We start from the raw sequence: 14821 nt of genomic DNA, 5'->3' as shown, positions 1-14821 counted from the left end.
AAAATGGATGATAAAAAAATAGTTTACAGTGGGATTCAACCTTCTGGTTCTCTAACAATTGGAAATTATATTGGAGCTTTAAAAAATTTTATTGGACTTCAAGATGAATACAATTGTCTATACTGTATAGTTGATATGCACGCAATAACTGTGGCACAAGAGCCAAAGGACCTAAGGAAAAACACCTTGGATGTTCTTGCACTTTATCTTGCAGCAGGACTTGATCCTAAAAAGAGTATAATATATATTCAATCTCATGTGCCAGCTCACGCTGAACTTGGCTGGGTACTAAATACAATGACTGGTCTTGGACAACTTCAAAGGATGACGCAATTTAAGGATAAAGCCAAAAAATACACTGATGTGCAAGCAGGACTTTTAAATTATCCTGTACTAATGGCTGCAGATATTTTATTATACCAAACATCTTATGTACCAGTGGGCGAAGACCAAAAGCAACATATTGAGATTACAAGAGATTTGGCGCAAAGATTTAACTCAAGATATTCTGAAACTTTCACTATTCCAGAAATTTTGACGCCAAAAGTAGGGGCGAGAATTATGTCCCTTAAAGATCCATCATCAAAAATGTCTAAGTCAGATACAAATAAAGATGCCTTTGTTTTAATTTTAGATTCAGAAGAGGACACAAGAAAGAAAATAAAAAGGGCAGTTACAGATTCCTCTGGAGAATTTAGATATTCTGACGAGCAACCAGGTCTTAAAAATTTGATTAACATCCACGCATCCTTCTCTGGCATGAGTCCTGAAGAAATCGTAAAGAAATATGAAAATCTTGGATATGGAGAATTTAAAGAAGACCTTGGCGAAGTTGTAGTAGAGGGACTTAGACCACTTCGTGAAAGGTTTAAAGAGATAAGAGAGGACAAAGCTTATCTTGAATCTGTATACAAAGAAGGAGCAGAAAAGGCAAGCTATCTAGCTAATAAAACTCTAAGAAAAGTTTATAAAAAAGTTGGATTTATACCTAGATAATCAAAATCTTTATTGATTTAAAGTTTTAATTGTGGTATTCTCTTTATAAGTTTTTGGTGAACAATAAAGAAAAAATCGGTGGGCAAAGGAGCTTACACTGATTTATATTGAAAAAATAAAACAAGCAATAAAAAAGAGGATTGTAAAAATTTATATTTAGAGAGAGACTATTTGGTGAGAAGTCTTTATAAACTTTACGATTGTAGCTTTTTTGCTTCTTTGGTGAAAATAGTAGCCAGAGACGGTTTATCGCGTTAAAGATAATAGAGAGTTTATTGAAAAATAAAAATTAAGGTGGTACCGCGTCTTTCGTCCTTATGGATGGAAGGCGCTTTTATTATATAAAAATTAAATTCACAAATATAATTTAGGAGGAAAAATGAAAGAGTTAAACAAAACTTATGATCCAAAGGATTTTGAAGAAAAAATCTACGACTATTGGATGGAAAATAATTATTTTAGAGCAGAGGTAGACGAGAATAAAAAACCTTATTCAATAGTAATGCCTCCTCCAAATGTAACGGGAAATCTTCACATGGGTCATGCACTAAACAATACAATTCAAGATGTTTTAATTAGAACAAAGAGAATGCAAGGTTACTCTACACTTTGGATTCCTGGAACTGACCACGCATCTATTTCCACAGAGGCAAAAGTTGTAGAAAAACTAAGGTCTGAAGGAATTAATAAGGAAGATATTGGAAGAGAAAAATTCTTAGAGAAAGCATGGGAATGGACTCACGAATACGGCGGAAACATTGTAAATCAACTTAAAAAGTTGGGGATTTCTTGCGACTGGTCTAGGCAAAGTTTTACCCTTGATGACAATTTGTCTCACGCAGTGGAAGAAGTTTTTATTGAACTTTACGAAAAGGGACTTATTTATCGAGGAAATAGAATTATAAACTGGTGTCCATCTTGTGAAACTTCAATTTCTGATGCAGAAGTGGAACACATTGAAACAGATTCAAATATTTGGTATTTCAAATATCCTTTTGCAGATAGAGAAGGCGGAATTGAAATTGCAACTACAAGGCCGGAGACAATCCCTGGAGACCTTGCCATTGCAGTAAATCCTAAGGACGAAAGATACACTGACTTAGTTGGTGAATATGTAATGATTCCAGTAATGGATAATAAAAAGATTCCAATAATCGCCGATGAATATGTTGAAATGGACTTTGGATCTGGTGCAGTAAAAATCACTCCATCTCACGATCCTAACGACTTCGAAGTTGGAGCTCGCCATAATCTTGGTCAATTAGTCATTATGGATGGAAAAGGACATCTAAATGAAAATGCAGGTGCTTATGCAGGCATGGAAAGGTATGAAGCGAGAAAGAAAATAATTGAAGATTTTGAAAAACTTGGATTCTACATTGGCAAGAAACATCATCACAATTCTGTTGGCCATTGCGAAAGATGTAAAACTGTAATAGAACCACTTATATCAAAGCAGTGGTTTGTAAAAATGGCACCACTTGCAAAGCCGGCTCTTGAAGAATATAGAAAGGGCAACTTAAATATTATTCCTGAAAGATTTGGAAAAATTTATGAAAATTGGCTAGAAAATATTCGCGACTGGAATATTTCAAGACAACTTTGGTGGGGACATAGACTTCCAGTTTGGTATTCTGACACCGATGATGAAATTGTAATTTCTAGAGAAGATCCATCAAATACTAAGGGACATGAAAATAAAACCTACACGCAAGACCAAGACACATTGGACACTTGGTTCTCCTCTGCACTATGGCCTTTCTCAACTATGGGTTGGCCAGAGAACACACCTGAATATAATTATTTTTATCCAACAAATGTACTTGTAACTGGTTACGACATAATTTTCTTTTGGGTAATTAGAATGGTATTTTCTGCACTTGAACAAACTGGCAAACTTCCATTTAAGGATGTACTTTTAAATGGACTTGTAAGAGATGATCAAGGAAGAAAAATGTCAAAATCTCTTGGCAATGGAATTGATCCACTTGATATCATAAGAGATTATGGTGCAGATGCCTTAAGATTTACACTTGTAACTGGAAATACTCCAGGTAATGACATGAGATTCTATATAAAGAGAGTTGAAGCAAATAGAAACTTTGCTAATAAATTATGGAATGCTACAAGATTTTTGATGATGAATATGTCTGATGAAATTGAAGATTCAAACTTTGATGTGGAAAAACTTCATTACGAAGACAAGTGGATAATTTCAAAATTACAAAAAGTCATAAAGCAAATTACTGATAAAATAGAGAGATACGATATTGGACTTGCTGCCGATGACATTTATGACTTTATTTGGTCTGACTTCTGCGACTGGTATATCGAAATTGTAAAGCCAGTTTTATATTCTGACGATGTTGAAGAAAAAACAAACACAATAAAAGTTCTATTATATGTACTAGAGAATATTTTAAAACTTCTTCATCCATTTATGCCATACATCACAGAAGAAATTTGGCAAGCACTTCCTAATAGAAAGGATGCTTTAATTGTTTCTAGCTGGCCAGAATACAATGAAAAACTTGTATTTGAAGAGGAAGAAGCAGCAACAGAATACATTGAAAATGCAATTAGAGAAATTAGAAATGCAAGAAGTGAAATGAATATCGAAAATTCAAAGAAATCTAACACAATTGTCTACACAAAGGACGACGAAGTGAAGAAAATCTTTGAGGAAATGAAGGGAATTCTGCTAAATCTTGGTTATTCAAATTCTGTTGAAATAACTGACGATGAAGGAAGAAAAAATTCAGAAAATATTGCCATTGTCTTAGATAAAGCAGAAATCCAACTTCCGCTAAAGGAACTTGTTGACTTTGAAAAAGAATTAAAGAGACTTCAAAAAGATAAAAAAGAAGCAGAGGCTGAATTAAAAAGAGCAAAGGGCAAACTTTCAAATGAAGGATTTGTTTCAAAAGCTCCTGAAAAATTAATTGAGCAAGAAAAAGAAAAAGTTACAAAATACGAAGAAATTTTGAAAACAATAGAAGCACAAATATCAAAGGTAGAAAAAAACCTATGACATATCTTGAAGTTGTAAAGAATATTGAGCATAGAATTGGCAAATTTAAGTCAAAGGGCAATGCTAGAATAAAAAAGTTTTTGGAAAAAAATGGGTCGCCTCATAAAAATCTAAAAGTAATTCACGTTGCAGGTACAAATGGCAAGGGTTCAACAGTTAATTTTATAAAAGACATTTTAAAAGAAGATTATAAAGTTGGTTCTTTTGTTTCGCCTCACTTGATAACATATTGCGATAGAATAAAAATTGGCGATAAAGAAATTTCACAAGAAGATTTTGCAGAAATTGGCGAATTTATAATTGATAAAGAAGCAGAAATAATTGATGAATATGGCGAACTAAACCTATTTGAATTCTTGACAATTATGGCGATAATTTATTTTGAAAGAGAAAAAGTTGATGTAGCAATCTTGGAAGTCGGCATGGGAGGTCGTGCCGACTCCACAAATATTTTCACAAGCCGTGAAAAATTAATTTCAATAATCACATCAATTTCCATGGACCACATGGAATATCTAGGAAATACAATTGAAGAAATTGCAAGTGCAAAGGCAGGCATAATCACAGAAAAGGGACTTGTAGTAACTACAAATAGAGATGAGAGAGTCCTCAAAGTGATAGATGAGGAGGCAAAAGAAAAATCTGCAGAAATTTATTATACAAAGAACCTTGAAAGTGAGATTGTAAAATCTAATTTAACTGGTATTGACTTTAAATTAAATTTAGATAATTGGGAAGAATTTTCCCTTACTCAGATTGGCGATTATCAAGTGGAAAATGCCATTGGAGCAATTTATTCACTTTATCTTCTAAATAAAAGAGGAATTTTAAAAATTGATCTTAAAAAGATAAAGGAAAGAATAAAAAATTCAACTTGGAAGGGAAGAATGGAAATTGTATCAAAGGACCCACTAATTATTTTAGATGGTGCTCACAACTTTGACGGCATAAAAAAACTAGTAGAGGCAATTGACAATTTTAAATTCAAAAAACTTTTTCTCATAATGTCAATTTTATCTGACAAAGAGCATAAAAAAATGCTTGAGGAAATTTCAAGCTTTACAGATGAAGTTATTTTTGTAAATTTAGATTACAAGAGGGGAACAAATCCAGAAGAACTAAAAAAAGAGGCATCTGATTATGGACTAAGGGCAGAAGTCATGAAAGTGGAAGATGCGATAAATTATTACAAAGAAAAATATGAAGAGGGCGATTTAATTTTAATCACAGGGTCTCTTTACTTTGTAAGCGAGGCAAGAGCAAAAATTTTAAATTATGAATATAGCATTTAGAAAATTTGTAAGAACTTTGAAATAGATTTTTAAAAGTGATTTTATATAATGACTATGGTTATAATATGAAAAAGATTAGAATCATAGTCATTATTTTTTATTTCTTTTGCTATCACGAATATATGTATATGTAAAAACACATAAAACGAAAACATCAAGAAGATAATTAATAGCCCGGATATTATTAAGCTATTATATAAGATAGAAAAAAAGAGATAAGCAACACAAGACAATAAATATTTCCGAAAATCACTTTTAACAATATCCTCCTTAGTAAAATTATTAATAAATATAAAAAAATAAAAACCTGTAAATTCAAGTAAAACAACTTGACTTACAGGTTTAATTTATCCTATATATTTCGTCCGGAAATCCCATGATTTAATTTTCTATTATTTTATAATCTATCACTTTTGAGATAATATTCAAGTTTATGTTGGAACTACTATAAGAGTTTGTGACGAATTTAATTATTATAAATTTAGGGGTTTGAGGATATTCAAAATAAGTAAAATGGATAAAAATAAGTGATATATTCGTGGTATTCTTATTCAATTTTTAGTAAATGCATATGCACTTACTGTGCTTGCTATAATAGTTATATAACAAAATATTTTCAAGTATTTGATTAAAATTGACAAGTTATTATATCTACGATATCATTTACATATAAAAAAACAAAGGAGGGTTTTTAATATGAAAAAAAATATATTAATATTAATAGCCATTTGTTTTTTAGGTGTATTCATATATCTTTTAAATCAACCAAAAAAAATAAATGAAGTTAATGTGAGGGCAGTTTATACATATATTAATGATGATGGCGACTCTGCGTCAAGTGTTGGAATTATAGGGGGTAGTGATGGAGATGATAATACATCAGTACCGTTAGACATAGCAGAAGGAAGGATAGTTCTTTTCAGTGATGGGACTGCTAAAATAAACTACAGTATAGTACTTGGAGAATCAAAAGTATTTACTTCGAGAGGATTATTAAAGTTTTATGATGATAGTTCTAATATAGTAGATGAAATACAATTAAATACAAGTAGTGACCAAAAAGAAAACGCTCATGAACTTGAAAAACGAATAAAAATTAATCAAGAAGCACAAACTGTAGAATTAAGTGTAGAAGTTATAGATGAAAATACAAATTATGTGTTAGAAAGTTTAGGCGGAGCACAGAAATTAAAATAAAAAGTAGGGAGAATTTAAATTCTCCCTATTTTTTATAGAATGAATGACTTAGGAAATAAGTTTTTTATGTGCTATAAGATTTATAATAATTTAAAAACATGAAAAATACACTAAAGTAAATAATATTTCATAGCATCTTGTATAAAAACAGCTATTATTGTGAGGCTAAATTTTCTTTTTAAATTCAGAGATTTCCATATAAAAATTTTAATAGTGAACATAGACATTTATTGAAACTTCTTGTGTCGAATTTAAATTTACAATCTATAATGAAGATAGACATTATAATTATTACATAGGTACAGAAACAAGAATTTTTGATGATATCATGTAAAATAAAGATAGTAGTGGATTTAAAATAAGAGCAAAAATTTTAAATTACGATTACAATATTTAGTAAATTTGTAAGAACTTTATAATAAAGTTGTAAAAATGATTTTATATAATGATTATGGTGATGATATGAAAAAGATTAGAACTGTAATCATTATTTTTTTAATAATTTTTCTTGCAAGGGGAATTTATTTAAAAGAAAATAATTCAAATGAAGTGAATCTAAAGAACGATGAAAATTTTGAAAGGTATGATGACCTTTCTAGCAGTATTAAAGTAATAAAAGATAGGGCAAGGGACAATAAAGATTATGCGTATATCTATGAAAATATAAATAAATTGCCAGACGATTTAGTCAAACTTGCAGCAAAAAGAGAAGAAGCACTGGGTTTTATTCTTGGATATTTAAAGGACGACAAAAGTCTTGCAAAGAAAAGTGAAGAATTTGGCGTCAATAATCCTGTAAAGTTTTATCTTCAATATGATAAGCGTTGGGGCTATTCTAAATATGCAGGAGGATTAATCGCTACAAGAGGATGTATGCCAACTACTTTATCAATGGCTTTAAGTGGATGTGGAATAGATAAAAGTCCAAAAGAAATTGCAAAGTATGCGGAGAAAAATGGATATGTGGATGATGGAATGAGCTCGTGGAATCTTGTTTGTGATTACCTCAATGCTCAAGGTGTAAATGTACATGGAATTATGAAAAGTGAAATAACAAAGGAACTTGGGAAGGGGAATTATGTAATTTTATCTCTAGGTCCCGGATATTTTACAGATAAGGGACATATACTCTTGGCATGTGGCTTAGATGATAGAGGTAGACTCATTTTAAATGATCCAAATTCAGTTTATAATTCAATAAATAGATGGAATTATGAGAAAATAAAAAAACAAATAAAGGGAGCATGGGCTATTAGCAAAGAATAAATTAAAGGGAGTATGACTTTATTATTTTAATCGAGAATATAGTAGTAACTTTAAATTTTAGGTCTATAATTTTTGAGCATTAGTTTTTATAATATAGCTTTATTGAAGAAAATTAACATTACACATTTAAAAATTTAATAAAAATAGTATATAAAAAGCCATGAATTTTCTTTGAATCCATGGCTTTTTTGACAAAATCATTAAAATATTTTGCAATGTTTCTTATTTAGTTTCTTCTTTAACAGCCTTAGTTTCTTCTTTTGCTGTCTTAGTTTCTTCTTTATTAGCTTTAGTATCTTCCTTAGCTGCTTTAGTTTCTTCTACTTTTTTATCTGATTTAAAGCCAAGTTTTTCCTTTGCTTCTTTAAGATTAAAAAGTTCGTTTTCAAATTGTTCTTTAGTTGCTTTATCGTCATCAAGAAGTGATTTTCCAGCAGCAATTGCATTTTCGTAATTAGATTGAACTTTTAAATCTGATTTTTTGTATTCTTCAGATTCACGAACAGTTTTTTCTTGAGCAATTTCTTTTTTTATAGCTTCTTTTGTTTCTTCAAGTGTAGGAGTAGCTTTTTCTTCTTTAGTTTCAGAAGCTAATAAAACAGTGTTATTTGTTTTATCAAAATCAACAGCAAATCCAAGAGCTTCGCCAAGATCTCTCAATTTATAATAATTGTTGTCGTCAATCTTGTAAGCAGTAGCAGTAAGAGCTTTATCTCCAACTAAAACTTTATCATTAGTAAGCATACCCTTAGATTCAGCTTTAACTTCTTTTTGGTCAGATTCAGCAACTTTGTAGTCACTACCCTTAGTTAAAGTAACAACGCCATCTTTGTAAGTAACGCCGAATTTTGCTTTAGTATCTTTTAATACGCTAGCTAAATCTCTAAGTTTGAAATAATTGAAACCGTCAATATTGTATCCGTATATAACAACATCCTTGCCGTCAAGTTTAACTTTTTGTGTAGTAGCTTTAACGTCAACAGTTTTAGTTTCTTCTACTTTTTTATCGGCTTTATAGCCAAGTTGTTTAACTGCATCTTTAAGATTGAAAAGTTCATTTTCAAATTGTTCTGGAGTAGCTTTATCGTCATCAAGAAGTGATTTTCCAGCAGCAATTGCATTTTCGTAATTAGATTGAACTTTTAAATCTGATTTTTTGTATGCTTCAGATTCACGAACAGCCTTTTCTTGAGCGATTTCTTTTTTAATTGCTTCTTTTGTTTCTTCAAGTGTAAGAGCAACTTTTTCTTCTTTAACTTTTTCCTTAGCATTATCTTTAGTTTCAGTCATAGCTTCTTTTGCGTCTTTAACTATTTTTTCTACCTTAGTAGGTTCTTTAACTTCAGCTTTAGCTTCAGTAGTTGCAAAAACAGGACTAGCTGTAGATAGAAGCACAACTCCTGCTAAAGATAGTGATATAATTTTCTTATTCATTTTTATTCCTCCTAAAAATATAAGTTAAACTTATTATACAAGAAATCTATTGGAAATCAATTACAAATCAATTACAATCCGGTAAATGTAGACTTATTTTTATAATCTTAATAAATTTGTAATAATAATTATTAGTAAAATCCAAGGGAAAATAACAATAATAAACAGCACTAATTTCAAAAGTACATTTATTATTATCAGTAAAATAGCCGAATATTAGTTAGAGTTTTAATTTTACTAAAAAATCCATTTATTTATCTTAGTGTGATGTATAATTTTGAGATATAATTTTTAATAATATTGCTTAAATTTTCTGCAATTGGTTTAAAAGACAAGTCTTTGTAGATTACATTTATAGTTGCATAATTTCCGTTTATTTCTATGAAATTACAATAAGAAGTTGAATTTATCATTCTAATAGATGAGCCATAAATGAAGGTAACACCCTTATTTGCTCTTACAAAACTAACAGAATCCATAATGCTCGAAGTTAGTTTGACTTTTTGAGGATAGAAGTTAGTAACCTTAAAGATATCTTCAACAGATTTGCGTAAATTTTTTTGCGGTTTTAATAGGAAGAAAGTTTCATTAGAATAATCTTCTAGTTTATCTTTGCCCTTGCAGTAAATTGCTTTCGGTATCATGAGATATATTTTGTCATTTAAAGAATGAATAGAATTTAGCTTGCTATTATCTATATTTCTATTAGTTATAAATAAGTCAATTTCATTTTTTATTAGTGCGTCTTCAAAGGATGTAGAATCATATTTTGTAAGGCTTAACTCCAAATTTGGATAAAGGTCCATCAATTTTGGAACAATGTTTGGAATAATATATTGAGACATAAAAGTTAGTGCGCCTATGCGAAGATAGCAATTTTTTAAATTATTTGATTTATTGATTTTTTCCTTCATTTCTATTTCAAGTTCTTCAAACTTTTCGATGTATTCAAATAAAATTTTGCCTTCCTTTGTTAAATAAAGGGGAGATTTTGACCTTTCAAAGACTTTAAAGCCAAGTTCATCTTCGATTTGTTTTAGGGATCTACTTAAATTGGGTTGAGCAGTGTATAATCTTTCAGACGCTTTGCTTATGCTCTTGTATTTTTCTATGGTTTTCAAAATATTAATTTTTTTATTATCCAACATTATATCACCGCAAACATTATATCATAAATTATATACTGGATATAGTATATTATGTATTTGCTGTGTTAAAGCAAAACGTGATAATATCAATTTAAAGATGATGAAAATGTTTACTTATAATTTTCACATCTAGTTGTAATTGGTTTTATATTTTATTATTAATGAGGTGTTTTATGGAGAAAGTAAAGAAAAAGAAAGTTCCTCACACATTAGTAATTCTTTTAGTAATTATATTGTGTGCAGTTGCATTAACTTGGATTATTCCAGCTGGTGCTTATGAAAGGGTGAAAAATGCTCAAGGTGTAAAAGTAATCGATCCCGAAACTTTTCATTATGTAGAAAAAAGTCCAGTAAATCCTTTAAAGATTTTTAATATTGGACTAGATGGATTTAATAAAGCTGCAACTTTAATATTTTTAATATTATTTTCAGGAGCGTCTTTTAACATCATTACAATGAGTGGAGCATTGCAATCACTTATTGGAGCAGTATCAAAGAAGACTAAAAGTAAAGAATATCTATTTATTCCGATTTTAACTTTTATTTTTGGACTTATATGTACTACTCAAGGCGTTAATACTTTTATAGGATTTGCTCCAATAATGGTTATGATTTCTTTAGCAATGGGATTTGATTCCATTGTGGGAGCTTCAATAATTTTGCTTGGAGGAGCAGTTGGATTTTCAACAGGAACATTAAATGTAAGTACAACAATAGTTGCGCAAGAAATTGCAGGACTTCCACCTTATTCAGGATTAAGTTATAGAGCATTTTGTTTCCTAGTGTTTTATATAGTAACAAATTTGTATTTAGTAAAATATGCTCTAAAAGTTAAAAAGAATCCAGAATTAAGCCCTATGTATGAAATAGACAAAATAAGGATTAAAGACACTGATTCTCACGATGAATTTAACTCTCCAATGAATGCAAGAAAGTGGTTAGTTATTTTAACATTATTTGCAGCCTTAGGAGTTATAGTCTATGGTGGAGTAAAATTAAAATGGAAATTAGAAGAAACGGCAGTAGTATTTGTTTGGTTATCTATTATCGCAGGACTTGCAGCTGGATTTAGTCCATCAGAAATAGCAAAATACTTTGTAGAAGGTGCTAAAAAGATGGTAGGAGCTGCTCTTATAATTGGGCTTGCAAGAACAGTTTCAGGAGTTCTTGATGCAGGGAAAATTATGGATACAAGTATTCACGCAATGACAGGTTGGCTTAACTTTTTCCCACATCTATTAAAGGGACCTGTTATGTTTATTGTAAATATAATAGTAAATATGTTTATAACATCAGGTAGTGGACAAGCGGCAGCGGTTATGCCAATATTTGCACCACTTGCAGATACAATTGGAATTACTAGACAATCTGCAGTTCTAGCTTTCAACTTTGGAGATGGATTCTGTAATTACATCCTTCCAACTTCAACGGCTTTAATGGGAATTTTAGGAGCAACAGATATTCCATACGATAAATGGATGATTTTTATGGGCAAATTATTTGGAATTTGGGTTTTAGTTGGATCAATATTAATGATTGGAGCTCAAGTCATTCATTTGGGACCTATGTAAAGGAGAAAAATGAAAAATTTAATAGTAAAAGAAATAGATGAAATAAAAGAAAAATTATTTGAAATGTCAGATAAAATCTATGACAATCCAGAATTGTGTTTTGAAGAACACTTTGCAAGCAATTTACTAGAAGACTATCTTGAAGAAAATGGATTTGTTGTAGAAAGAGGTTTGGGAAGTCTTGACACAGCTTTTAGAGCAAAATATTCTAATGGTGATGCAAAATACAATATTGGACTTTTATGCGAATACGACGCACTTCCTATGGGCCATGGATGTGGACATCAAATGCAAGGACCTTCAATAATTGGTGCCGCAGTGGCAATAAAAAATGCTATAAAAAATCTTCCCTTTAATCTAATTGTTTATGGAACTCCAGCCGAGGAAGGCGGAGGAGGAAAGATGATAATGTTAAAGGAAGGATATATAAAAGATATTGACATAGCCCTTATGATGCACGCTGGTCCAGCTACACAAGTGGATGTAAAATCAATGGCATTGTCATCAAGATTTGTAAAATTTTTTGGGAAAGCATCTCACGCAGCATTAAAACCAGAAGCAGGTAGATCAGCCTTTGATGCGTTGCTTCTAACATTTCAAGGACTAGAATTTTTAAGGGAGCACGTAAAAGAGGACACGAGAATGCACTACACAGTACAAACACTTCCAGGACCTGCAAATGTAGTTCCAAGTGAAGCGGAGGGGCACTTCTCTTTGAGATCTTATAACTCAAAATATTTAGATGAAGTTGTAGAAAGATTTGACAATATAGTAAAAGGGGCAGCCCTTATGACTGGAACAACTTATGAAATAAAAGAAGATAGAAGACTGGAATCAAAAATACCAGCTTATATTCTAAACGACTTGATAATGAAAAATGCAGAAGAACTTGGAGCACCAAGAATAAAAGGGGCAAGAGAAAAAACAGGATCAACAGATTTTGGAAATGTAACATATCTAATGCCTGGTTCCTGTGCGAGAATTGCCTTTGTACCAGAAGGCACATCTTCACACTCACAAGAATTTTTAGACTTAGGTAAGGCTAAAGAAGCACATGATTGTGTAGAATATGGTGCAAAAATTATTGCGACAACAGTTTATGATTTAATTGAAGATCCAAAGTTGATTGAAAAATCAATTAAAGATTTCGAAGAATACAAATCAAAAATGTAATAAAAAGCTTCCTAAGGAAATCTTGGGAAGCTTTAACTTTTTACTACAAATTTATTGCCACATTCTTTACAAGTAACTCTAATTTTACCCTTGCCTTTTGGGACTTTCATTTCTAATTTGCAATTTGGACATTTTATGTACTTGTAAATTTTTCTATTGTCATATTTACTTTTTGATGAGAAAAACTTTCTTCTCAGAGGTTCAATGCTGTCTAAAAACTTTTTATTTTCAGAGTACCTTGCATTTATATCTCGCGAAAAAGTTCTATAATAGGAATAAGCTATTAAAGTTAAAGCTGCAAAGGAAAGGGCAGCAGTTTTTGTGAATAAATTAATTATTAAAAGAATTAAAGATAGAGACAAAATGAATTTGCCCAACTCATCTTGTCCATATCTTCCAATCATAAAATTCCTCATTTTTTCTTTAAAATTCAAAAAAATCACTCTTTCTAAATCACAAATTTAAAACTTCTATATGTTTTTTTATTACATCTGCCGTTTTCTTTAACCTACCCATTTCTTTATCAGTTAAACTTAATTCTAACTTTTCTTCGATTCCATCTTTTCCGATTTTTATTGGAGTTGAAATATAAAGATCATTTAGTCCATATTCACCACTTAGAAGACAAGAACCCTTTAAAATAATTTTCTCGTCATTTGCTATTGCTTGGATAATGTTATTAACTGTATTTGCTATACCATATTGTGTTGAACCTTTTCCTGTAAAGATATCCCAACCACGATTACGTGTTTCATCTTCTATTTCATCTCTATTGAAATTTTTAAAAAGTTCTGGATGTATCTCTTCGTACTTATCAATAGTAAGGGAATCTATTTTTACTTGAGACCATGGGACAAACTGACTTTCGCCATGTTCGCCTAAGACAGTTGCATTTACAGATTTTGGAGAGATACCAAGTTTATTTGCAATTACAACTTCTAATCTTGCACTGTCAAGAGCAGTACCAGATCCAATTACTCTTTTTTCATCAAAACCAGAAACTTTATAAATTTCATAAGTAATAATATCAACGGGATTTGTAACAACTACAAAAATTCCTTTGAAACCTGCATTAACAATCCTCTTTGTAAAATTTGCAACTTCCTTTTTATTTCCATCAAGTTCTTGGAGTCTGTCTTTTTCAGGAATTTTGCCAGAACATACTACAACAACATCCCTGTCTTTCATATCTTCATATTCTCCAGCTCTAAATTTCACATCCTTTGGGTAAAAAGGTCTTCCGTCATTAAGGTCAATTGCCTGAGAAATGGCTTTTTCTTTTATTACATCATTTAAAATAATATCAGTTGCTATTCCTCTTAAAGCAGAAGTATAAGCAACAATTTCTCCAACAGATCCTGCTCCTATTATTCCTAGTTTCATCTTTTTCCTCCTTGATATAGTCCCATTGTGGATTATAGATTGTATATTTTAAAAAACCATACAAAATTTATCTAAATTAAAAAAACCATTATCTTTTGATTTAATATTATAATACATTAAAATTAAAAATAAAATTAAATTTTATGTAAATTGTAAAAAGTTTTGGCTAATTGTATAATGAAATTGAACTAAAAAATTCCATAGCTTATCACCTTTGGTATAATTGATTTACCACAAAACAAAACCAAAAGGTGATAACTATGGAATATAATAATACTACAACAAATTCAAGAAAAAATAAACATTTAAGCGATTTTGAAAGAGGACAAA

General features: G+C 30.5%; 11 protein-coding genes and 1 other annotated feature. Of the genes, 7 read left to right on the top strand and 4 right to left on the bottom strand.

The genetic code is table 11. The features are described 5' to 3' along the window. The first annotated feature begins 3 nt into the window (after positions 1–3). The 5 genes from trpS (at position 4) to MR285_RS00275 (ending at position 7782) form a co-directional block, all read left to right on the top strand. A complete protein-coding gene (gene trpS / locus MR285_RS00295; protein WP_293557123.1) occupies positions 4–996 on the top strand; it encodes a tryptophan--tRNA ligase in 993 nt (330 codons plus the stop codon). A gap of 118 nt (positions 997–1114) precedes the next feature. Then, positions 1115–1316: a binding site (T-box leader), on the top strand. Positions 1317–1375: 59 nt separating this feature from the next. Further along, positions 1376–4027, top strand: coding sequence for a valine--tRNA ligase (locus MR285_RS00290; RefSeq protein ID WP_293557122.1), 2652 nt, complete (start codon positions 1376–1378; stop codon positions 4025–4027). Then, entirely contained in the window at positions 4024–5319 is a 1296-nt protein-coding gene (locus MR285_RS00285) for a folylpolyglutamate synthase/dihydrofolate synthase family protein (protein WP_293557121.1), read from the top strand. Before MR285_RS00290 ends, MR285_RS00285 begins: the two co-directional genes overlap by 4 nt. Positions 5320–6015: 696 nt before the next feature. After that, positions 6016–6516, top strand: a complete 501-nt coding sequence (locus tag MR285_RS00280; RefSeq protein ID WP_293557120.1) for a hypothetical protein — start codon at positions 6016–6018, stop codon at positions 6514–6516. 462 nt (positions 6517–6978) lie between these two features. Beyond that, entirely contained in the window at positions 6979–7782 is an 804-nt protein-coding gene (locus tag MR285_RS00275; protein WP_293557119.1) for a C39 family peptidase, read from the top strand. A gap of 222 nt (positions 7783–8004) precedes the next feature. Here the strand turns inward: MR285_RS00275 and MR285_RS00270 are convergent, their stop codons facing one another. Further along, entirely contained in the window at positions 8005–9216 is a 1212-nt protein-coding gene (locus tag MR285_RS00270) for a hypothetical protein (protein ID WP_293557118.1), read from the bottom strand. A 254-nt stretch (positions 9217–9470) separates the two neighbouring features. Then, the gene (locus MR285_RS00265) at positions 9471–10364 is read right to left on the bottom strand and encodes a LysR family transcriptional regulator (RefSeq protein ID WP_293557117.1); all 894 of its coding nucleotides are present in this window, start codon (positions 10362–10364) and stop codon (positions 9471–9473) included. Positions 10365–10537: 173 nt separating this feature from the next. On the opposite strand from MR285_RS00265, the gene MR285_RS00260 reads away from it, so the two are divergent. Continuing rightward, a complete protein-coding gene (locus MR285_RS00260) occupies positions 10538–11935 on the top strand; it encodes a YfcC family protein (RefSeq protein ID WP_169969474.1) in 1398 nt (465 codons plus the stop codon). A gap of 9 nt (positions 11936–11944) precedes the next feature. Next, entirely contained in the window at positions 11945–13108 is a 1164-nt protein-coding gene (locus tag MR285_RS00255) for a M20 family metallopeptidase (protein WP_293557116.1), read from the top strand. 32 nt (positions 13109–13140) lie between these two features. On the opposite strand, the gene MR285_RS00250 is transcribed toward MR285_RS00255, so the two are convergent. Both MR285_RS00250 and MR285_RS00245 read right to left on the bottom strand, forming a co-directional pair. Then, positions 13141–13512 carry a hypothetical protein gene (locus MR285_RS00250; RefSeq protein ID WP_293557115.1) on the bottom strand — a complete coding sequence of 124 codons (372 nt, stop codon included), beginning with the start codon at positions 13510–13512 and terminating at the stop codon, positions 13141–13143. 49 nt (positions 13513–13561) lie between these two features. Continuing rightward, complete coding sequence (locus MR285_RS00245; protein WP_293557114.1) at positions 13562–14491, bottom strand: L-lactate dehydrogenase; 930 nt, start codon at positions 14489–14491, stop codon at positions 13562–13564. Positions 14492–14821 lie beyond the last annotated feature (330 nt).

This window comes from Peptoniphilus sp. (assembly GCF_022767005.1).
Lineage (GTDB): Bacteria > Bacillota > Clostridia > Tissierellales > Peptoniphilaceae > Peptoniphilus_A.
This window is presented reverse-complemented; position numbering and strand designations above follow the sequence as displayed.